We start from the raw sequence: 20718 nt of genomic DNA, 5'->3' as shown, positions 1-20718 counted from the left end.
CTTCCCCAGGAGTCCCCTGATGCGTTCGCTTTCCGCCCGTCGCTCCCTCGGCGCGCTCGCGCTGGCCGCCGGCGCCCTGCTGGCGTCCGCCGTCCCCGCCGCCGCGCACGTGACCGTCCAGTCGGGCAACGCCCAGCAGGGCGGGTACACCGCCGTGGCGTTCCGGGTGCCGAACGAGAGCGACACCGCCTCCACCATGAAGGTCGAGGTCAACCTGCCGCTGGACCACCCGATGGCCTCGGTCCGCACCCAGCCGGTGCCGGGCTGGACGGCCGTGATGGAGAAGTCGAAGCTCGACAAGCCGCTGGACTCGCACGGCCAGCAGATCACCGAGGCCGTCACGAAGATCACCTGGACCGCGGGCGACGGCACCAAGATCGCTCCCGGGCAGTACCAGGACTTCTCGGTCTCGCTCGGCGCGCTGCCGACCGACACCGACAAGCTGACCTTCAAGGCGCTGCAGACGTACGACAACGGCGACGTGGTCCGCTGGATCGAGGAGGCCAAGGACGGGCAGCCCGAGCCGTCCAAGCCCGCCCCGACGCTGAAGCTGACCAAGGCCGCCGCCGCGTCCGCCGCCGCCGGCCAGCACTCGACGGACTCCACCGGCAAGCAGGAGACCGCCGCGGCCGCCCCGAAGGGCTCCGACTCGACGGCCCGCACGCTCGGCGTGGTCGGCATCGTGGTCGGCGTGGTCGGCGCCGCGCTCGGCGTGGCCGGACTGCGCCGCCGTCCCGGCCGGTCCTGACCCGTCGCCGGGACGGGGCCGCGCGCCCCGTCCCGGCGTTCCCTCCCCCGTACGCGCTCCCGCGCACTCACCGCACGAACAGGAAAGTCCCTTGGCCTCCCTCCACCGCCCCCGCCCCCGGCTGCTGACCGCCGCCGCCCTCGTCCTCGGCGCCTCGCTCGCGCTGTCCGCCTGCTCCTCGTCCGGCGACGGCGGGGAGAGCACCGGGGCCGCGAAGGTCAGCAAGAAGGCGTCGACCAGCCAGTACCAGGGCACGGTGCTGAGCAAGAACTTCGAGAAGCCGGACCTGGTGCTGAACGACACCTCCGGGCAGCCGTACGACCTGCGGGCGAAGACCGCGGGCAAGACGGTGCTGCTGTTCTTCGGCTACACCAGCTGCCCGGACGTGTGCCCGACCACGATGGGCGACATCGGCGTCGCGATGTCGAAGCTGACCGCCGAGCAGCGGGAGAAGCTGGCGGTCGTGTTCGTCTCCACCGACCCGGAGCGGGACACCCCGCAGGTGCTGCGGACCTGGCTGGACTCGATGGGCAAGGACTTCATCGGGATGACCGGTGACCTGGCGAAGGTGAAGGCCGCGGCCAAGCCGCTGGGCATCCTGGTCGAGGACCCGGTGGTGGACGCCAAGGGCGCGGTCACCTCCACCCACGGCGCGCAGGTGCTGGCGTTCCTGCCGGGCGACGACAAGGCGCACCTGCTGTACATGGCGGGCACCTCGGTCGACGTCTACCGGCACGACCTGGAGCTGATGGCGAACGGGGTGGCGGTGTGAACAGCCGGTCGTTCCGGCGCTCCGCGCTGCTCGGGGCGGGCCTGGCGGCCGCCCTGGCGGTGGGCGCGGTCGCGGTGGCCCGGTCCGACGGGAGCCCGGACGGCGCGCCGAGGCTGACCGTCGCCGACCCGTACATACCGCTGCCCGCCACGCCCGGCGGGATGGGCGCGGGCTACCTGACGGTCCGCAACTCCGGCGGCGCGGACACCCTGGTCAGCGTGAGCAGCCCGGCCGCCGGGTCGGTGACCATGCACCGCTCGACCGACACCTCGATGGAGCCGGTCGGCGCGATGGACGTGCCGGCCGGCGGCACGCTCGACCTGTCCCGCGGCGGCGCGCACCTGATGATCATGGACTGGGCGAGGCAGCCGGTGCTGGGCGACGAGCTGGAGCTGGACCTGCGGTTCGCCAAGGCGGGCACGGTCGTGGTCAAGGTCCCGGTGAAGCCGCTGACGTACCGTCCGGGTAGCTGATCGGCGATGGCGACGAGGAGAGGCACGCACGTGGTGACAGGGGCGAGGCGGCGGCTGGGCGCGCTGCTGGCGGTGCTGGTGGCGGCGCTCGGGCTGGTGCTCGGCGGGGCGACGGCGGCGTCCGCGCACGCCACCCTGGAGGGCACCGACCCGGCGCGGGGCTCGGTGGTGGCGACCGCGCCCGCCGCGGTCACGCTGACCTTCAGCGAGGGCGTGTCGCTGGCCGCGGACTCGGTGCGGGTGCTCGACCCGCAGGGCAACGCGGTCGACGACGGCAAGCCCGAGCACGTCGACGGCAGGGCCGCCACCGCCCGGGTGGCGCTGCGGGCGAACCTCGCCAACGGCACCTACACGGTGGCCTGGCGGGCCGTCTCGGAGGACTCCCACCCCGTCGGCGGCGCCTTCACCTTCTCCGTCGGCGCCCCCTCCGACACCTCGGTCGACGCCGCCGCCGTGCAGGACGCCGAGGCCGGGGGCGCGGTCGCCTTCGCCTACGGCACCGCCCGCACCGTCGCCTACCTCGCGTTCGCGCTGCTGGCCGGCGCCGCCGCGTTCGTGGTCGTGGTGTGGCCGCGCGGCGCGTCCGTGCGCGGCGTGCAGCGGCTGCTGATGACCGGCTGGGTCGCGCTGCTGCTGTCCACCGTCGCGGTGCTGATGCTGCGCGGCCCGTACGAGCGCGGCACCGGCCTCGGGCAGTCCTTCGACCTGTCGCTGGTGCGCGCCACCCTGGACGAGCGGATCGGCACCGCGCTGGCCGCCCGGCTGCTGCTGCTCGCCGCCGCCGGCGTCTTCCTGTCGCTGCTGGTCGGCCAGTTGGGGATGCAGCAGCCCAAGGCCGTCCCAGCCGGGCCCGAGGCGGAACCCGAAGAGCCCGAGGACCCCGAGGACGAGGAGGAGGCGGAGCTGCGCCGGCTGGAGCGGGCCGCCGCCGAGCGCCCGCAGCGCGACACCCGGCTCGGCCTGGGCCTGGCCGGGCTCGCCCTGGCGCTCGCGCTGTCCGCGACCTGGGTCGGCGCCGACCACTCCTCGGTCGGCATCCAGGTCGCGCTGGCGCTGCCGCTGGCCGCCCTGCACCTGCTCGCGATGGCCGGTTGGCTCGGCGGCCTGGCCGCCCTCGCCGTCGGCCTGCGCCACGGCCTGCCCGCCGCCGCCGTCGACCGCTTCTCCAAGCTGGCGTTCCGGCTGGTCGCGGTGCTCGTGGTGACCGGCGTCTACCAGTCCTGGCGCGGCCTCGGTTCCTGGGGCGCGCTGGTCGACACCGAGTACGGGCGGCTGCTGCTGATCAAGGTCGGCTGCGTGGCGGCGATGCTCGGCGTCGCCTGGATCTCCCGCGCCTGGACGGCCCGGCTGCGCGGCGCCGACGAGACGACGGCGGCGGCCGCCGGGGCCACCGCGGACACCGAGACCGCCGGGGCCACCGCGGGCGTCGCGGCGGTGGGTGCCACGGCGGCGGCGGACGCGACGGCGGCGGACGCCCCGGCCGGGGGCGGTGACCCGGAGCGGGCCGCCCAGCTGGCCCGGCAGCGGGCGCTGCGCGACCGCGCCCGGGGCGAGCGGGCCGCCGCCGGCTCCCCCGCCCGGGCCGGGCTGCGGCGCAGCGTGGTGGTGGAGACCGCGGTGGCGGTGCTGGTGCTGGTGGTCACCACCATGCTCACCAACTCCCCGCCCGGACGCGTCGCCCGGGCCGTCGCCGACGCGCCCGCGACGGCCGGCGCGGGCGCGGGCGCGAGCGCCGGGGCCTCGGCGGTGCCGGGGAGGACCGAGGAGCTGAGGCTCCCGTACGACACCGGCGGCCGCACCGCCAACGCCAAGGGCAGCGCGACGGTCACCGTGAACCCGGTCGCCACCGGCCCCAACGCCGTCACCCTGAAGCTCACCGACTCCGCCGGGCAGCCCACCGAGGTGCCGGAGCTGGAGCTGGCCTTCACCCTCCCCGACCGCGACCTCGGCCCGCTCCCGGTCACCCTGCAGCCGCAGGGCACCGGCAGCTGGACCGGCACCGCGCAGCTGCCGCTGAACGGCGTGTGGGTGGTCTCGGTGACCGTCCGCTCCTCCGACATCGACCAGGCCACCGCCACCGCGCAGTTGAAGGTCGGCCAGTGAGCGCCGACGGGCGGGGGCGGGCCGCGCCGGGGCTGTCCCGGCGGGCGGTGCTCGGCGGGGCCGGGGCCGGGCTCGCGGTGGGGGCGGCCGGCGGGGTGTGGGGCGGGCGGGCCTCCGCGCACGCCCCGGCCGCCGGGACGACGCTGGGCGGTGCCCGGGTGCCGTTCCACGGGGCCCGGCAGGGCGGGATCGTCGAGCCCGCCCAGGCCCGGGTCGAGTGGGCGGCCTTCGACCTGCTGGCCAGCACCCGGCGGGACGGGCTGGTCGCGCTGCTGCGCGGCTGGTCGGCGGCGGCCGCCCGGATGGCCGCGGGCGAACCCGCCGCCGAGGGCGAGAACCAGATCGCGCTGGACGCCGGGCCCAGCTCGCTGACCGTCACCTTCGGCTTCGGCGCCACCCTGTTCGACAGGGCCGGTCTGGCCGACCGCCGCCCCGCGGCGCTGGCCGCGCTGCCCGCCTTCCCCGGCGACGCCCTCGACCCGGCCCGCTCCGACGGCGACCTGTGGGTGCAGGTCGGCGCGGACGACACCCTGGTCGCGGTGCACGCGCTGCGGGTGCTGATGCGGCTGGCCACCGGGCTGGCCGCGCCGCGCTGGCTGATGTCCGGCTTCGCCCGGACCCCCGGCGCGACGCCGCACCCGATGACCGGCCGCAACCTGATGGGCCAGGTCGACGGCACCAACAACCCGCGCCCGCAGGACGAGGGCTTCGCCGCCACCGTGTTCGCCACCGGCCCGGACTGGATGAACGGCGGCAGCTACGTCGTGCTGCGCCGGATCCGGATGCTGCTGGAGGGCTGGGACACCCTGCCGCCGGACCGGCAGGAACGGATCGTCGGCCGCCGCAAGAGCGACGGCGCCCCGCTGTCCGGCGGGCCGGACGCGGTCGAGCGCACCCCCGTCGACCTGGCCGCCACCCACGAGGACGGCACCCTGGCGATCGCCCCCGACGCGCACGTCCGCCTGGCCGCGCCGGCCTCCAACGGCGGGGCGGCGATGCTGCGGCGCGGCTTCTCCTTCCACGACGGCCTGCTGCCCGACGGCTCCCCCGACGCGGGCCTGCTGTTCGCCGCGTACCAGGCCGACCCGGCCCGCGGCTTCGTGCCGGTGCAGCAGCGGCTGTCGCGCGGCGACGGCCTCTCCCGGTACCTGCGGCACGAGGCGTCCGCGCTGTTCGCGGTGGTGCCGGGCGCCCCCGAGGGCGGGTACGTGGGACAGCAGCTGCTGGAGGGTTAGGGAGGGGGCCGGGCGCCCGCACGGCCGGCCGGCCGCCCCGGTCTGCTGCCCGAGGAGCGGAACGGGGCCGGGTGGGGCGGGGAAAGTGGCTATGGTGACGGGGTGGGCCAGTGGCGCCCACGCGTAGGCGCAGTGAGTTCGGAGGCGGTCATGTCGGCGACCCGTTACACCTATCTCGGGCCTGCGGGCACCTTCACCGAGGCGGCGCTGCGCACCCTGCCGGAGGCGGCGACCCGGGAGCTGACGCCGGTGGCCTCGGTCTCGGCGGCGCTGGACGCGGTGCGGGCCGGCGAGGCCGCGGGCGCGATGGTGGCGATCGAGAACTCGGTGGACGGCGCGGTCACCACCACCAGCGACGAACTGATCAACGGCAGCCCGCTGATGATCTACCGCGAGGTGCTGCTGCCGATCTCGTTCGCGGTGATGGTCCGCCCCGGCACCGCCCTGGGCGACGTGAAGACGGTCAGCGGACACCCGGTGGCGCAGCCGCAGGTGCGGCACTGGCTGGCCGCGCACCTGCCCGACGCGCAGTGGGAGTCGGCGGCCTCCAACGCGGAGGCGGCCCGGCTGGTCCAGGAGGGCCGCTACGACGCGGCGGTCGCGGGGGCGTTCGCCGCCGAGCTGTACGGCCTGGAGGTGCTGTCGGACGAGATCCACGACGTGGCGTCGCCGACCACCCGGTTCGTGCTGGCGGGCCGGCCGGGGCGGGTGTCCTCGGCGACCGGCTGGGACAAGACCTCGATGGTGGTGTGGCTGCCGGAGGACCACCCGGGCGCGCTGCTGGAGCTGCTGCAGGAGTTCGCGGTGCGCGGGATCAACCTGATGCGGATCGAGTCCCGGCCGACCGGCGAGGGCATGGGCAACTACTGCTTCCTGATCGACTGCGAGGGGCACCTCAGCGAGCGGCGGGTCAGCGAGGCGCTGATGGGCCTGAAGCGGATCTGCCCGCAGGTGCGCTTCCTCGGCTCCTACCCGCGGGCCGACAAGGGCACCGCCTCCCCGCTCCGCAACGGCACCTCCGACCTGGACTTCGCGAACGCCTCGGACTGGCTCTCGCGCTGCCTGGACGGGCGCGGGGAGCTGTAGCCGGCCGTTCCCGCCGGGGCCGTTCCGGGGCCCCGCGGGGCCCCTCCGGCGGGGGACGCGTCCGGGTCGGGGCGGGGCCGCGCGCGGTCCCGCCGCGTTCATTTCCGACACGCCCGGACGTCACCTGCCCGGCGCAGCCCCGTTCACCTGCGGCGCGGTCGGCCGGGCCGGGTGCGGCGGCGGGCGGGGCGGTTCATCCACAGGCGGGCGGGCGGTGTCCACAGGCCCGGTCGTCCCCAGTTGACGGGCAGTTATCCACAGGCCCCGGTCGGAGTCGACAAAACGGCAAAGAAACCGACAGCTCCGGTCAGATCATCTGCTAGGGGCTCGGAATGGACTTATCGGACCAGAGTCGCCCTCGCGCTGACAAATCACCTGGGCGAGCGAGCGAATTCCCTCACCCGAGGGGCCGAATCGAGGTTTGAAACCTGGAATTCCCGGATCGGACGCCTGCGGACCTTTAGCCTCCCCCCGTCCACAGACCCCGGCGCGAACCTGTGGATAACCCGCCCCCCGGAAGCCCGTCCACCGGGGTTATCCACAGGAAGGGCCGAGTTATCCCCAGCCCCGGAACGGCTCTCCACCGCACCTTCCCCGGGCCGCGCGGCACAGGATGCCACATTCCCGGACAGCCGACCCCAAAAGGGACCGACCCGCCGCCCGGCCGACCGGCGTCCCGGAGCCGCCCCCGCCCACCGGTAGGCTGGAGCGCGTGATCGACCTCCGCCTGCTCCGTGACGACCCCGAGCGAGTGCGCACCTCGCAGCGCTCCCGTGGTGAGGACGTCGACCTGGTCGACGCCCTGCTCTCCGCCGACGAACGCCGCCGCGCGGCCGGCACCCGCTTCGACGAACTGCGCGCCGAGCAGAAGCAGCTCGGCAAGCAGGTGGCCGCCGCCAAGGGCGAGGAGAAGACCGCCCTGCTGGCCCGCACCAAGGAGCTGGCCGCCGAGGTGAAGGCCGCCGACGCCGCGCAGGGCGAGGCGAAGGAGGAGGCCGAGCGGCTGCAGCGCTCGCTGGCCAACCTGATCGACCCGGCCGCCCCGGTCGGCGGCGAGGAGGACTTCGTCACGCTGGAGGAGATCGGCACCCCGCGCGACTTCGCCGCCGAGGGCTTCGAGCCCCGCGACCACGTCGAACTGGGCCAGCTGCTCGGCGCGATCGACACCGAGCGCGGCGCCAAGGTGGCCGGCGCCCGCTCCTACTACCTGACCGGCCCCGGCGCGCTGCTGGAGCTGGCCCTGGTCAACATGGCGATGGCGCAGGCCTCCGCGGCCGGCTTCACCCCGATGATCACCCCGGCGCTGGTGCGCCCCGCCGCGATGGACGGCACCGGCTTCCTCGGCCAGGCCGCCGAGAACGTGTACTACCTCGCGGACGACGACCGCTACCTGGTCGGCACCAGCGAAGTCCCGCTCGCCGCCTACCACATGGACGAGATCCTGGACGCCGAGCGGCTCCCGCTGCGGTACGCCGGCTTCTCCTCCTGCTTCCGCCGCGAGGCCGGCACCTACGGCAAGGACACCCGCGGCATCATCCGGGTGCACCAGTTCGAGAAGGTGGAGATGTTCGTCTTCACCGCCCCCGAGGACGCCGAGGCCGAGCACCGCCGCCTGCTCCAGTGGGAGAAGGACTTCCTGAACGCGCTGGAGCTGCCCTACCGGGTGATCGACGTCGCCTCCGGCGACCTCGGCGCCTCGGCCGCCCGCAAGTTCGACATCGAGGCGTGGGTGCCGACCCAGGGCAAGTACCGCGAGGTCACCTCCACCTCCAACACCACCGAGTACCAGGCCCGCCGGCTCTCCATCCGGATGCGCGACGCCGAGGGCGTCCGCCCGCTGGCCACCCTCAACGGCACCCTGGTCGCCGTCCCCCGGGTGATCGTCGCGCTGCTGGAGAACCACCAGCGGGCCGACGGCTCGGTGGTCCTGCCCGAGGCGCTGCGGCCCTTCCTCGGCGGGAAGGCCGTGCTGGAGCCCGTCGCCAAGTAACCCCCCCTTCGTCCAGGAGCACTCCGCGCCATGAGCACCGCCCCCCTGCCCTACCGGCTGGTCGCCACCGACCTCGACGGGACGCTGCTCACCAGCGCCGAGATCGTCTCCGCCCGCACCCGCGAGGCCCTGGGCGCGGTCACCGCGCTCGGGGCGAAGCACATCATCGTCACCGGCCGCTCGGCCGGCTGGACCAGGCCGGTGCTCGACGAGATCGGGTACACCGGGATAGCGGTCTGCGGGCAGGGCGCCCAGGTCTACGACGCGGGCGCGCACAAGCTGCTCACCTCCGTCACCCTGGACCGGCAGCTGGCCGCCGTCGCCCTCGCCAAGATCGAGGCCGAGGTCGGCCCGCTGGCCGTCGCCGCCAACCAGGACGGCCTGGACGGCGAGGTGCTCGCCGGGCCCGGCTACCGGCTGCGGATCGGCGCCGAGCTGCCGCTGCGGTCGGTCTCCCCCGACGAGCTGCTCGCCACCCCCGTCAGCAAGCTGTACATCCAGCACCCCGACCTGACGGACGACCAACTCGCCCACGCCGCCTGGTCGGTGGCCGGCCAGCTGGTCGGCATCACGATGGCCGGCGAGGGCATCGTCGAACTCCTGCCGCTCGGCCTGACCAAGGCCACCGGCCTGTCGCTGGCCGCCCGCCGGCTGGGCGTCACCGCCGCCGAGACCATCGCCTTCGGCGACATGCCCAACGACGTGCCGATGTTCCACTGGGCCGGGTACGGCGTCGCGATGGGCAACGCGCACGAGCAGCTGCGGGCGGTGGCCGACGAGGTGACGGTCGGCAACGACGAGGACGGCGTCGCCGTCGTGCTGGACCGGGTGTTCGGACTGCGCTGAACCGCCGGACCGCCGGACCGCCGGGCTGCCCGGACCGCCCGCCGGTCCGGGTGGACGGGCGGGTGGTCCGGCCGGGCCCGGGCCGGTTGTCAGCCGAAGCTGAGGTCGGAACAGGCGTCCTGGTCCGCGGAGCGGGCCTCCTTGGCCACGTCGGAGGAGACCGGGCCCGGGTCGGTGGTGGCGGGAGCCGCGCCGCCGCCGCCCGCCGCGTAGTCCTTGCCGAGGATCAGCGTGACGCCCGCGCCGCCGCCCGCCTCGACCTTCGCGCCGGGGAACAGCGCGGCGACGGACTCAGCGTGCGCCTTCTGGGCGGCCGAACCGTACTGGACCACCGTGGTGGTGTAGTTCCGGCTGGCCGCGTTGCCCGTCGAGGTGACGGTGTAGTTGGCGCCCTTCAGCGTCGCGGCGGCCTTGGTGCCGAGCCCGCTCGTGGTGGTGCCGTTGTAGACGGCGACCTTCACCCCGGTGCCGTCGGCCGGCGGGGCGGCCGACCCGGCGGGCGCGGCGCTCTCGCTCTGCTCCGGGGCCGGGGAGGCGCCGACGGCGCCGGCGTCCTGGTTGTCGAGGGTGCGGTCGGCCCGCAGGGCGGCCCACAGCTGGTCGGACTCGGGGTGGTTGAGGCCGATCCGCTTGCCCTCGTAGTGCCAGGGCGTGGTGATGAACTTAATGTCGTGCAGGTCGATGCCCTTGAGCGTCATCGCCAGGTCGGTGAGCTTCTGGATGCTGTTCAGGTCCTCGTCCACGGTCAGCGACTTGGTGGCGGCGTCGGCCAGCGGGTACAGCGTGGTCGGGCTCATGCCCTCCGACTTGACCTGCTTGATCAGCGCGGCCAGGAACGCCTGCTGGCGCTTCATCCGGCCGACGTCCGAGCCGTCGCCGATGCCGTGCCGCAGCCGGACGTAGTCCAGCGCGGACTGGCCCTCGACCTTCTGGACGCCCTTGGAGTAGATCAGCTTGCCCTTGTGGTTCAGGTTGGGGTTGAGGTCGCCCTCGTAGATGTCGTTGGGCAGGCAGACCTGGACGCCGTCGACCGCCTTGGTCATCGCGGAGAAGCCCTCGAAGTTGACCACCATGGTGTGGTCGACCCGCACCCCGGTGAGCTGCTCCACGGTGTTCTGGGTGCAGGCCGGGTTGCCCTGCTTGAAGTCGCCCACCGAGTAGGCGCTGTTGAACATGACGTTGGACTGCGGGCTGGCCCAGGTCTTGTTCGGCAGGATGCACTTGGGGATGTCGACCAGCGCGTCGCGGGGGAACGAGACGCCCACCGCGTGCTTGTGGTCGGCGTAGACGTGCAGCAGGATCGTGGTGTCGGAGCGGGCGCCGCCCTCCTCCCCGCCGCCGAGGTCCTTGTTCGCGCCGTCGCGCGAGTCGGAGCCGATCAGCAGGATGTTCATCGGCTTGTTGCCGTTGGCGTCGGCCTGCGCCTCCGGCGGACGGCTCTCGCTGACGCCCGAGCTGTCCCAGGAGGAGATGTTGGCGTTCAGCCGCCAGTAGAGGAAACCGCCGGTGCCGACCACGGCGACGCTGGTGCCGACCAGGCTCCAGACCACGATGCGCTTGGTCCGGCGGGACTTGCGGCGGCCCTGCGCCGGCCGCCCCTGCGCGGCCCGGCGGGCCTCGGCCCGGCCGCCCCCCGACGGCGCCTCGGCGTCCGCCGCCCCGGGACGCCGGCCGCCCCGGCCCTGCGCGGCCCGGCGGGCCTCGGCGCGTCCCCCGGCGGGAGCGGCGTCGTGACCGCCGGAGCGGCGGCGCGGAACGGTCGGCCCGGGTATGTCGTCGCGCTGCGGGGCGTCCTGCCGGTAGGTGTCGTCCTGCGGGGGGAGGTTCTCCCACCAGCCGGCGTCCTCGCCCGACGCCCCCGCCCTACGGCCTGTCATACCTGCACCCTTCACCGGAGGCTGCCGTCGGGCGCCTCTGCCGCCGCTCCCCGCCGTTCGCGTCGTGGCCGACGGACGGAAGGAGCCGGAGAGCGGAGCATACAAAGGGATCATTTCCGAGTCACTGCCCGGGGCACGCTCCGTGCAGTGGAACGCCCGTACGCGGATCGCCGGTTCCCGGACCCCCGTGTGAATCGCGCAACGCCGGACTGGGAAGGGCCGAGGACCGCCCTGGCCGCCTCGGCCCGCACCCCCCGCGCCCCCGCGCCGCCGGCACCGGCGGCCCGTCCGTCCCGCTCCCGTCCGTCCCGCTCCCGTCCGTCCCGCCGTCGTCGGTGTGCGGCGGCCTTCGACGGCCCTTGCCCGTCCCGTGGTCCTCCCCCGTCCGCCGCGGGGCCCGGTGCGGGCCCCGCGGTGCCCAGGATGACCGATCGGCGTGCCTCGACCGCCGTAACTCCATTGCTGCGAGCGGACGTTCACCGTTCTCTGAGCCGGGCGTCGGTGCGCGGGCGCAGTGCGGCGGCCGCGGCCGAGGCGAGCGCGGTGACGCCGAACGCGGTGGCCAGGACCGTCGGCCAGGGCAGGGTGACCGGGATGTGCTGCGGCCAGAGCTGGCTGCCGGCCACCAGCCAGCCGCCGACCACGCCGAGGAGCATCGCCAGGCCGACGATGACGGCCGCCTGCACGGCGAGCACCCGGCGCTGGACGCCGCCGGGGAAGCCGATGACGCGCAGCAGCAGCATCCGGGGGCGGATCTCCTGGGCGGAGCCGGCCACGGCGGTCATCGCGGAGAGCAGGGCGACGGCCGCGCCGATGGTGAGCATCACGGACCAGCGGGCGGGCAGCGGCGGCTGGTAGACCCGTTCGACGTGGATCTCGGAGGTGGGGACGCCCAGCGGTTCGAGGACCTTCCCGAGCCGCTCCTCCAGGTCGGCCGCCGGCTCGGCGGGCAGGGTGGCCCGGTAGCCGTCGGTGAGCACCTCGAAGCCCTTCGCCCGGGCTGCGGCGCCGGGCGGCCCGCGGTGGGACGGGTTCCGCGGAGTGGCCGGTTGTAGGATGACCGGGCAAGGGGTTGTAGGATGACCGGACAGGTAGGTGAGCGTGGAGAGGAGCCCGGGCGTGGAGGGGTTGCAGGCGGCGGGGCGGCGGTCGTTGGTGGATGTCGCGATCGAGCAGCTGCGGGAGCAACTGGCGTCCGGGGTCTGGGCGGTGGGGGCGCGGATCCCGACCGAGCACGAGCTCGCGGAGCGGCTGCAGGTGGGGCGCAACACGGTGCGGGAGGCGATCCGGGTGCTGGTGCACGCGGGGATGCTGGTGTCGCGGCAGGGGGAGGGCACGTTCGTCCGGTCGACCAGTGACCCGGCGGCGGTGCTGCGCGGGGTGCAGCGTTCGGGGGTGCGGGACGTGCTGGAGGTGCGGGCCGCGCTGGAGACCGAGGCGGCCCGGCTGGCCGCCGAGCGGCACACCCCGGAGGACCTGGCCCGGATGCGGGCGGCGCTGGCGCGGGAGGCCGAGGTGATGGCCGCGCACCCCGAGCGGGCCGGCCGGGAAGCCACCGTCGAGCACGACCTGGAGTTCCACACGGCCGTGGTGGAGGCCGCGCACAACCCGGCGCTGACCGAGGTGTACCGGTACTTCGGGGCCTCGGTGCGGGAGTCGATGCGCACCGCGTTCGGCGACCACGACATGCCCGAGGTGGCGATCGCCACCCACGCGGCGCTGGTCGACGCGATCGAGAGCCGGGACCCGGAGCGCGCCGAGGCGGCCTGCCGGGCCCTGCTGGCGGAGCCGACGGCGGCGGTGGAGCAGCTGCTCGCCGCGATCGCCGCGCGGAAGTGACGCGGGGCCCGCTCCCGCCGTCCCCGCGACCGCCGTCCACGTAGAACAGCACCAGAGCACAGAGAGTCAGCCCAGCCATGTCCGTCACCCGTGCCGTCCAGCCCGCCCTCGACCAGGAGGCCGGTACCCGGACCGCCGCCCGCTTCGCCCATCCCCTCCTGCTGCTGGCCGGGATCGTCCTGGTCGCCCTGAACATGCGGGCCTGCCTGGCGGCGGTCTCGCCGATGGTCGTGGAGATCCAGCGGACCTTCGGCCTGTCCGCCACCGCGAGCGGTCTGATCACCACCGTGCCGGTGCTGTTCCAGGGCGTGGGCGCGCCGCTGACGCCCCGGCTGACCCGGCGCTTCGGCACCGAGCGGGTGGTGCTGGGCGCGGTGCTGGCGCTGGGCGCGGGCGTGCTGCTGCGGGTGCTGCCCTCGGTGGCGGCGCTGTACGCGGGCTGCGTGGTGATCGGCGTGGCGATCGCGGTGCTGAACGTGTCGATGCCCGGCCTGGTGAAGCGGGAGTTCCCGCACAAGGCCGCCATGATGACCGGCGTCTACTCGACCACCATGCTGGTCGGCGCGACCATGGCGGCCGCCCTGTCGGTGCCGCTGGAGCACGCGCTGGGCGGCGGCTGGCGGGCCTCGCTGGGCGCCTGGTCGGTGCTGGCGCTGGTCGCCGCGGTGGCCTGGCTGCCGCAGGTGCTGAAGGCCCGGCAGGAGCGCACGGTGCCGCTGCGGGTCGCCCCGGCGGTGCCCGCGAAGGCGGTCGTCAGCAGCCCGTGGAAGTCCGCGCTGGCCTGGCAGATCAGCGTGTTCATGGGCATCTCCTCGCTGCTGGTGTACACCCTGGTGGCGTGGATGCCGACGGTCCTGGCCGATCACGGGATGCCGCGCGGCGAGGCGGGCCTGGTGTTCGCGTTCAGCAACCTGGTGCAGGTGGTCGGCGCGTTCCTGGTGCCGCTGCTGGCGGGCCGGATGACCCGGCAGCGCGGCCTGGCGCTGGTGATGGCCGGGCTGAACGGCGCGGGCGTGCTGTGGCTGCTGCTGGCGCCGGTGTCCGGGGCGTGGTTCTCGGCGGCGGTGCTCGGCCTGGCGCAGGGCGGCTCGCTGGGCCTGGGCCTGGCGTTCATCGTGCTGCGCACCGACAGCGTGGCGGGCGCGGCCCGGCTGGGCGGGATGAGCCAGGCGGTCGGCTACCTGGTGGCGGCGGCCGGCCCGGTCGGCGCGGGCGCGCTGCACCAGCTGACCGGCGGCTGGGACGCGACGCTGCTGGTGCTGCTGGTGCTGGCCGCGGTCGCGGCGGTGGCCGGCTGGGGCGCGGGGCGCGACCGGACGGTGTGAGGGACGGACGGAGGGCGGGGACGGCCGGTGGCCGTCCCCGCCCGCGCGCGTCCGGGTGCTACTCCTCGCCGCCGAGGGTGATCCCGGCGAGCTTGACCGAGGCGTACGCGGTGGCGCCGACCGCGACGATCACCAGCAGCCACAGCGCGGTGGCCAGGCCGACCGGGGCGAGGACGGCGCCGTCGGCGGCGACCGCCTCGGCCACCGACAGGCCCCACTGCTGGACGGAGAGGGTGCGGGCGCCCTCGACGTAGTTGCCGATCAGGCTCTCCCAGATCAGCGCGTAGGCGAGGCCGGCGATCACCGCGTGCCGGGTGACCACGCCCAGCAGCAGGAACAGCGCGCTGTACGCGGCGCCCGCGGCGAGCGCGCCCACCGTGTAGCCGAGCGCCACGTCGTCCCCGGCGCCGTACAGGATCAGCCCGGCGGCGTAGATCGGGACGGCGGACAGCAGCCAGGTGCTGCCGATCGCGACGGCCAGCTTGGTGGTGACGATCTGCCAGCGGGGCAGTGGCTTGGCCAGCAGGTAGACGATCGAGCCGTCCTCGATCTCGGTGGCGATCACGCCGGTGCCGACGACCAGGCCGGTGATCGGGACCAGGGTGCCGAGGGCGAGGGTGCCCAGGACGCTGTGCGCGAGGTCGAGCCGGTCCAGGTCGCTGCCGCGGGCGAACAGGGCGATGCCCAGCAGCAGGACCGGGACGGCCAGCAGGATCAGGACCCGGCGGCGGCCGAACAGGCCGCGCGCGGTGAGCCTTGCGACGGTGGTGTTCATCGGGGGCCCTTCAGGACGAGACCAGGTACGAGAAGACGCTTTCCAGCGACTCGTCGGCCGGGGAGACGGTGTACAGGCGGATGCCGGCCGCCCGGGCGACCCTGGGCAGCAGGGTGGTGAAGCCCTGGAAGTCGATCGCCTGGATGCGCAGGGCCCCCGCGGCGGAGCCGCCGATCGACTCCGCCGCGGCGTCGAACTCGATGCCGGAGGTGGAGCCGTCCGCGATCAGCGCCGCGGCCAGCCGCCGGTCGTCGTTGGAGCGCACCAGGTAGCGGTGCGGGCGGTCGGTCATCAGGCGGCGGATCTCCCGGAAGTCGCCGGACGCGGCGTGCCGGCCGGCCACCACCACCTCGATGTGGCGGGCGAGCTGCTCGACCTCCTCCAGGATGTGCGAGGAGAACAGCACGGTGCGCCCGTCGGCGCCGAAGCGGCGCAGCAGCTCCATCAGGTGCAGGCGCTGGCGCGGGTCCATGCCGTTGAACGGCTCGTCCAGCAGCAGCACCGCCGGGTCGTGGACCAGCGCGGAGGCCATCTTGACCCGCTGCTTCATGCCCTTGGAGTAGGTGCCGGTGTGCCGGTCCTGGGCGTACTCCATCTCGACCAGGGCGATGGCGCGCTCGGCGGCGGCGCCCGGGTCGGCCAGGCCGTGCAGTTCGGCGTTGGCGAGGACGAACTCCCAGCCGGTCAGGTAGTCGTACATCGACTCCTTCTCGGGGACCAGGCCGATCTGCCGGTACACCTCCTGGTTGCGCCAGATCCGGGTGCCGTCCAGGGCGACGGTGCCGGAGGAGGGCGCGAGGAAGCCGCTCATCATGTGGATGAGGGTGGACTTCCCGGCGCCGTTGGGGCCGAGCAGGCCGGTGATGCCCGGTCCGATGGACATGGTGACGTCGTTGACGGCGACCACGTTGCCGAACCAGCGGGAGACCTTGTCGATGGTGATGACGGCCATGGCTGCCTCTCAGACGTTCCGGTAGCGGCGCAGCGTCAGCGCGTAACCGCCGGCCGTGAGGGCGAGGAGCACCGCCAGGAACACCGCGGCGCCGGCCGCGCCGGGGGCGTGCAGGGTGGCGGAGTTGTCCAGGCCCAGCCCGAAGAGCTGGTTGACCAGGGACTCCACCAGGGTGGACGGGCAGATCAGGAACACCCAGGAGGCCGAGTCCGCCCGCATCGGGTCGAAGCCGCCGTTCAGGGCGTAGGTGATCGAGGCCAGCGCCCTGGTGATCATCAGGACGCCCATGATCGCGGCCACGCCGAAGCCCCGGCGCGGGGTGGCGGCGGCGATCAGCAGGCCGATCGCGCTGTACAGCAGCGCGTACAGGACGGCGGACACCAGGCCGTACAGCAGGTGCAGCAGGTTGTCGCCGACCGGGAACTTCGCCAGCATCGCGCCGGTGAACAGCAGCAGCAGCGGCAGCGCCAGCACGATCATCAGCGCGCTGAACATCGCGGCGAACTTCGCCGCCACGTAGTCGCCGCGGGTGGCCGGGCGGGAGAAGTACAGCGGCACCACGTGGTGCCGCAGGTCCCGGGACATCAGCACGGGCGCCTGCGCGGCCAGGAAGATCTGCGGCAGCACCGAGAACGAGGCCAGGTAGTCGACGTAGTCCAGCGGCATCTCCCGCTGCTGGGTGAACAGCGCGATCGCCAGCATCGCCAGCGAGGGCGCGGCCATCCCGCCCAGCAGCAGGAACGGCAGCACCTTGGACTTGCCGGAGCGGCCCAGGCCGAACGCGGCCCGCAGGCTCTGCACGTACAGCGAACGGGTCGCGTAGCGGCGGCCCAGCCGCGGGCCGGTGTACGGGCGGTACCCGATGTCGTGGATGACGCCGCTGTGGACGTCGGGGCGGGTGGTCATGCCTGCTCGCCTCCTGCGGCCGCGGCCCGGTACGCGTCGTACCCGGCCCCGTCCCCGCGCTCGTGCTCGTCCTGGTCCTCGTCGGACCGGGTGCTGAAGATCTCGGCGACCCGGTGGCGGCGCTGCTCCAGGCGGATCAGGCCGAGGCCGAGGTCGTCCACGGCGTCCCGGACGGTGTCGTACGTTCCGTCGCCGGCGATCTCCACCAGCAGGACCCGGCTGCCGTCGGCGCGGACGTTCAGGCCGGCCGCGGTCAGCCGCGCGGTCAGTGCGGCGTCGGCGTCGAAGTCGCGGTCCACCGGGTGGTCGGTGACCTCGACGGCGAGCAGCTGGGTGGCGCTGGTGAACGAGGCGGTGGAGGAGGAGCGCAGCAGCTTGCCGCCGTCGATCACGACCAGGTGGTCGCAGGTCCGCTCCAGCTCGCCCAGCAGGTGGGTGGTGACCAGCACCGAGATGCCGAAGTCGGCGTGGACGCGGCGGATCAGCGCCAGCATCTCGTCCCGGCCGACCGGGTCGAGGCCGTTGGTCGGCTCGTCCAGCAGCACCAGCCGCGGGTCGTGGACCAGCGCCTGGGCCAGCTTCACCCGCTGCTTCATGCCGGTCGAGTAGCCGCCCATCGGGCGGTAGCGCTCCTCGTAGAGGCCGACGTGGCGCAGGGTGTCGGCGGTGCGCTCGCGGGCCGCGGCGGCCGGCAGGCCGGACATCCGGGCCATGTGCACCACGAACTCGGTGGCGGAGACGTCCGGTGGCAGGCAGTCGTGCTCCGGCATGTAGCCGACGCGTTCGCGGATCGCCGGACCCTGGGTGGCGATGTCCAGGCCGAGCACCTGGCCGGTGCCCTCGGTGGCCGGTGACAGCCCGAGGAGGATCTTGATGAGGGTGGACTTGCCGGCACCGTTCGCCCCGACCAGACCGACCACGCCGGACTCCACCTCCACGGTGAGCCGGTCCAGCGCGGTGACCCGGGAGAACCTCTTGGTGAGGCCGTCCGTCTTGATGACTGTGGACACGGCATCAACGTAGCCGGGTACCCCCACCTCGCGGAATGCGCTGCGGAGTCCGCATCTCCTCCCTCCACGGGATGACCCGCCCGGCCCGCCCCCTAGGGGTACGCCGGCCGGGCGAGTTGACGCATCGTCAACTCGCCCGGTCGGGGCGGACATTGGCGGATCAGGCCAGCATGGCACTCTGCAGGGCGACCACCTGGCGGAACGCCTGCGCGGGAACGCCCTTCGGATTGGTCAGCTGGATCAGCGCGACCACGTCGCCGCTCTGCAGCCAGCACAGCCGGCCGGTGGGCACGCCCCCGGCCAGCGCGTCGGACAGCCGGATGCTCAGCTGGCCGGCGGCGATCGGGTACGTCCCGTCGATGTCCAGGTGGGTGGAGCCGATGTCCTTGGTCTCGGCCGACGCGTTCGAGCCCGCGAAGTAGTCGGTGGCCTCGTCGGCGGACCCGAAGTGCAGCAGCCGCAGCTCGGTGCGCGTCCCGTCGGCGGCCGTCCAGCCCTGGGCCGCCGCGCCCCGGCAGGCGTCCGTGCTCAGCCGCAGGACGTACGTGTCGTCCTTGGCCAGCATCGCGTCCCGGTCGCACGGGATCCAGCGGCCCGCCACCGGCGGCAGACTCGGCCCGGACGACCCGGACGCGGAACCGGACGCCGGGGCCGACGCGGAGCCCGACGGGGCGGCGGACGGGGATCCCGGGGCCGACGGCGACGGGGAGCCGGAGGGCGCGGTGCCGACCGCGCCCTCCGGCAGCGGCAGCAGCAGCCCCCGCAGGTCCGCCGCATGCGTCCTGATCTTGTACTCGGCCGGCGCCGAGGCGCCCTGCGGCAGCGGCGGCAGCGTCAACTCCGGGAACGCGTACCGGCCGTCGTTCGGCGTGGCCAGGCCCGGGATGTCGGTGCGCTCCGGCAGCGCCACCAGGGCGGCGGTCGCCGCGCCGGTCACCACGGTCAGCAGCAGCGCCGCGCCGGCCTGCCACCTGCGCCGGCGGTCGGCCCGCTCCGGCCGGCCGGTCCGGTCCGCCGCCACCGTCGGCGGCAGCGGCAGCAGCGGTGGCGGCGGCGGGACCTCGAAGACCGGCCCGATCGCCTCCGGCCGGACCTCCGGCCCGCTCTGGGGGGTGGTGTCGCTGCTCATTCGGAGGCTCCCGGTCGGGCCAGTCGGTCCAGTTGCTGGCGGAACAGGTCCACGACCCGGTTCTGGTCGAGGGGCACCACGCCGGAGACCCGCATCTGCACCAGCAGATCGCCCTCGGCGGAGTAGCAGGTCAGGTAGTCGAGCTGGTCGCCCGGCTCCAGCGTCGGCAGCGCGCAGCGCGCGCCCGGGTGGCCCGGCACCTGGGGCCCGCGCCGGAACAGCTCGCCGTCGTCGACCAGCGAGCCGAACAGCGCGTTCTGCTCCGACACCGTCTGCTGGTCGAACTGGGTCAGCTTCAGCACCGCCATCAGCTGGTTGTCGTTCTTCGCCAGGCTGCGCACCCCGATGCCGGTGAAGCGCAGGCTGGTGAGCGCGTCCTTCAACTGGCCCCGGTACTTCTCCGGGACCTCGGACAGCAGCTCCTCCTGGGCCCGGTCCAGGTCGGCGGCGCCCAGCTCGTCGTCGTTGCCGAGCCCCTTGTAGTCCGGCCCCAGCCGGTACCCGTCGAGCACCGGCAGCAGCAGGTCGCGCAGGCTGCCGAAGTGGCTGCCGTCGGGCTTGACGCCCCACGGGGCGGGCCCGGCCGCCGTCGGCGCGGGGGCCGGGGCCGCCACGGCCGGGGCGGGCGGCTCGTCCGCGTAGTGCACCCGGATGACCACCTCGCCGATGCCGACGCCGGCCAGCGCCGCGGCGAGCACCGCCGCCACCGCCTTCGCCGTCCGCGACGCGCGCCGCGGCCTGGCCGGGACGGCCGTCCCGGCGGATTCGATCCCGGTCACGCGAGCTTCTCCCACTGGCGCTTGGCGATGTCCTCCAGCTGAGCCCGGTCCACCGGGTTCTTGGCGAAGACCTGGACCGTCATCAGCACGGTACCCTTCCGGGCGAGCGCCTCGCCGTAGTAGTAGGTCTCGGTGCTGCGCGCGTAGTTGTAGGTCTTCTTGGAGGTCATCAGGTAACTGTCCGTGTTGCCCGGGATCTTCGAGACGACCATGTCCGTGGTGGAGTGCGGCACCGCCCCGGTGATCGTCTTCGCCACCGAGTCCTGGTTGTACTGGATCAGCGAGACCCGGAAGCTGTCGTCGCCCGAGCTCCAGCGCACCGTGGCGGCGCGGCGGAAGCCGTCCTCCAGCATCCCGGTGAACTCGCGCACGCTGTCGTCGAAGGCCTCCGCCCGGTCGGCCGGGGACAGCCAGCCGTCGCCGTCGCCGACGCTGAGCGCGGTGCTGCCGGACGGGCGCTCGATCAGCAGCCTGCGCAGGTCGCCGTCGATGGCGAGGGGCGGCGGCCCGGCGGCGGCCAGCGCCTCCGGGTCCACCCGCTCGGCGGAGTAGGACAGCCGCGGTGCGGTGATCTTCGGCAGCGGCGTCGGCGGCCGGGACGACTGGATCGCGTAGCCGACCGCGGCCCCGACCACCGGACCGGCCAGCACGGCCGTCAGGAACAGCGCGCCCGCGCCGAACCTCCGCCGGGCGCGGGTGGGCTCGCCGCCCGCCTTGATCAGGTCGAGGACTCCCAGTGGCGGGACTCCCAGCGGCGGGGCCGGTGCCGGGGCGGCGGTCGGTACGGGTGGCGCGGCGGAGGGCTCGGCCGCGGCCGTCCCGGCCACCGCGGCGTCCGCGGGTTCGGTGCTCAACTCTGGCTCCTGGGAAGTG

General features: G+C 74.5%; 19 protein-coding genes. 10 read left to right on the top strand and 9 right to left on the bottom strand.

Features of this window, described 5'->3' with window-relative positions; all coding sequences use genetic code 11:
- The first annotated feature begins 19 nt into the window (after nt 1-19).
- The 8 genes from OO48_RS17620 (at nt 20) to OO48_RS17585 (ending at nt 9253) form a co-directional block, all read left to right on the top strand.
- Nucleotides 20-748 carry a YcnI family copper-binding membrane protein gene (locus OO48_RS17620; protein ID WP_033217296.1) on the top strand — a complete coding sequence of 243 codons (729 nt, stop codon included), beginning with the start codon at nt 20-22 and terminating at the stop codon, nt 746-748.
- A gap of 91 nt (nt 749-839) precedes the next feature.
- Nucleotides 840-1520, top strand: a complete 681-nt coding sequence (locus OO48_RS17615) for an SCO family protein (RefSeq protein WP_051732251.1) — start codon at nt 840-842, stop codon at nt 1518-1520.
- Entirely contained in the window at nt 1517-1993 is a 477-nt protein-coding gene (locus OO48_RS17610; protein WP_033217294.1) for a copper chaperone PCu(A)C, read from the top strand. The genes OO48_RS17615 and OO48_RS17610 overlap by 4 nt, the downstream gene beginning before the upstream one ends.
- 33 nt (nt 1994-2026) lie before the next feature.
- Nucleotides 2027-4096, top strand: coding sequence for a copper resistance CopC/CopD family protein (locus tag OO48_RS17605; protein WP_245194691.1), 2070 nt, complete (start codon nt 2027-2029; stop codon nt 4094-4096).
- Nucleotides 4093-5331 carry an iron uptake transporter deferrochelatase/peroxidase subunit gene (gene efeB / locus OO48_RS17600; RefSeq protein ID WP_209439498.1) on the top strand — a complete coding sequence of 413 codons (1239 nt, stop codon included), beginning with the start codon at nt 4093-4095 and terminating at the stop codon, nt 5329-5331. Before OO48_RS17605 ends, efeB begins: the two co-directional genes overlap by 4 nt.
- Nucleotides 5332-5481: 150 nt before the next feature.
- Nucleotides 5482-6417: a prephenate dehydratase gene (pheA, locus tag OO48_RS17595; RefSeq protein ID WP_033217290.1), complete on the top strand. Its 936-nt coding sequence runs from the start codon at nt 5482-5484 to the stop codon at nt 6415-6417.
- A gap of 712 nt (nt 6418-7129) precedes the next feature.
- Nucleotides 7130-8407: a serine--tRNA ligase gene (serS, locus tag OO48_RS17590; RefSeq protein ID WP_033217288.1), complete on the top strand. Its 1278-nt coding sequence runs from the start codon at nt 7130-7132 to the stop codon at nt 8405-8407.
- A gap of 30 nt (nt 8408-8437) precedes the next feature.
- Nucleotides 8438-9253, top strand: coding sequence for an HAD family hydrolase (locus tag OO48_RS17585; RefSeq protein ID WP_033217286.1), 816 nt, complete (start codon nt 8438-8440; stop codon nt 9251-9253).
- A gap of 89 nt (nt 9254-9342) precedes the next feature.
- Here OO48_RS17585 and OO48_RS17580 read toward each other — a convergent pair whose 3' ends face one another.
- Together OO48_RS17580 and OO48_RS17575 are read right to left on the bottom strand one after the other, a co-directional pair.
- The gene (locus OO48_RS17580) at nt 9343-11130 is read right to left on the bottom strand and encodes an LCP family protein (protein WP_033217284.1); all 1788 of its coding nucleotides are present in this window, start codon (nt 11128-11130) and stop codon (nt 9343-9345) included.
- Nucleotides 11131-11606: 476 nt separating this feature from the next.
- On the bottom strand, nt 11607-12110 hold the full coding sequence (locus tag OO48_RS17575) for an FtsX-like permease family protein (protein ID WP_033217282.1): 504 nt from the start codon (nt 12108-12110) through the stop codon (nt 11607-11609).
- Between the two features lie 139 nt (nt 12111-12249).
- Here OO48_RS17575 and OO48_RS17570 point away from each other — a divergent pair, with 139 nt between their 5' ends.
- Together OO48_RS17570 and OO48_RS17565 are read left to right on the top strand one after the other, a co-directional pair.
- Complete coding sequence (locus OO48_RS17570) at nt 12250-12969, top strand: FadR/GntR family transcriptional regulator (RefSeq protein ID WP_051732249.1); 720 nt, start codon at nt 12250-12252, stop codon at nt 12967-12969.
- Nucleotides 12970-13046: 77 nt separating this feature from the next.
- Nucleotides 13047-14294 (top strand): CynX/NimT family MFS transporter, encoded by a 1248-nt coding sequence (locus tag OO48_RS17565; protein WP_033217280.1) that lies wholly within the window; start codon nt 13047-13049, stop codon nt 14292-14294.
- A gap of 58 nt (nt 14295-14352) precedes the next feature.
- Here OO48_RS17565 and OO48_RS17560 read toward each other — a convergent pair whose 3' ends face one another.
- The 7 genes from OO48_RS17560 to OO48_RS17530 form a co-directional block, all read right to left on the bottom strand.
- Nucleotides 14353-15069, bottom strand: a complete 717-nt coding sequence (locus OO48_RS17560) for an ABC transporter permease (RefSeq protein ID WP_033217278.1) — start codon at nt 15067-15069, stop codon at nt 14353-14355.
- Between the two features lie 10 nt (nt 15070-15079).
- Nucleotides 15080-16021 (bottom strand): ABC transporter ATP-binding protein, encoded by a 942-nt coding sequence (locus OO48_RS17555; protein ID WP_033217276.1) that lies wholly within the window; start codon nt 16019-16021, stop codon nt 15080-15082.
- Between the two features lie 9 nt (nt 16022-16030).
- On the bottom strand, nt 16031-16927 hold the full coding sequence (locus OO48_RS17550; protein ID WP_033217274.1) for an ABC transporter permease: 897 nt from the start codon (nt 16925-16927) through the stop codon (nt 16031-16033).
- Nucleotides 16924-17937: an ABC transporter ATP-binding protein gene (locus tag OO48_RS17545; RefSeq protein WP_033217272.1), complete on the bottom strand. Its 1014-nt coding sequence runs from the start codon at nt 17935-17937 to the stop codon at nt 16924-16926. The genes OO48_RS17550 and OO48_RS17545 overlap by 4 nt, the downstream gene beginning before the upstream one ends.
- 160 nt (nt 17938-18097) lie before the next feature.
- Complete coding sequence (locus tag OO48_RS17540) at nt 18098-19066, bottom strand: hypothetical protein (RefSeq protein ID WP_033217262.1); 969 nt, start codon at nt 19064-19066, stop codon at nt 18098-18100.
- Nucleotides 19063-19845 (bottom strand): hypothetical protein, encoded by a 783-nt coding sequence (locus OO48_RS17535; RefSeq protein ID WP_033217261.1) that lies wholly within the window; start codon nt 19843-19845, stop codon nt 19063-19065. The genes OO48_RS17540 and OO48_RS17535 overlap by 4 nt, the downstream gene beginning before the upstream one ends.
- The gene (locus OO48_RS17530; RefSeq protein WP_033217260.1) at nt 19842-20699 is read right to left on the bottom strand and encodes a hypothetical protein; all 858 of its coding nucleotides are present in this window, start codon (nt 20697-20699) and stop codon (nt 19842-19844) included. The genes OO48_RS17535 and OO48_RS17530 overlap by 4 nt, the downstream gene beginning before the upstream one ends.
- Nucleotides 20700-20718 lie beyond the last annotated feature (19 nt).

It is taken from the genome of Kitasatospora phosalacinea (assembly GCF_000716545.1).
Classification (GTDB): domain Bacteria; phylum Actinomycetota; class Actinomycetes; order Streptomycetales; family Streptomycetaceae; genus Kitasatospora; species Kitasatospora phosalacinea.
The sequence above is the reverse complement of the archived record's forward strand: the minus strand, read 5'-3'. Positions and strand labels throughout refer to the sequence as shown.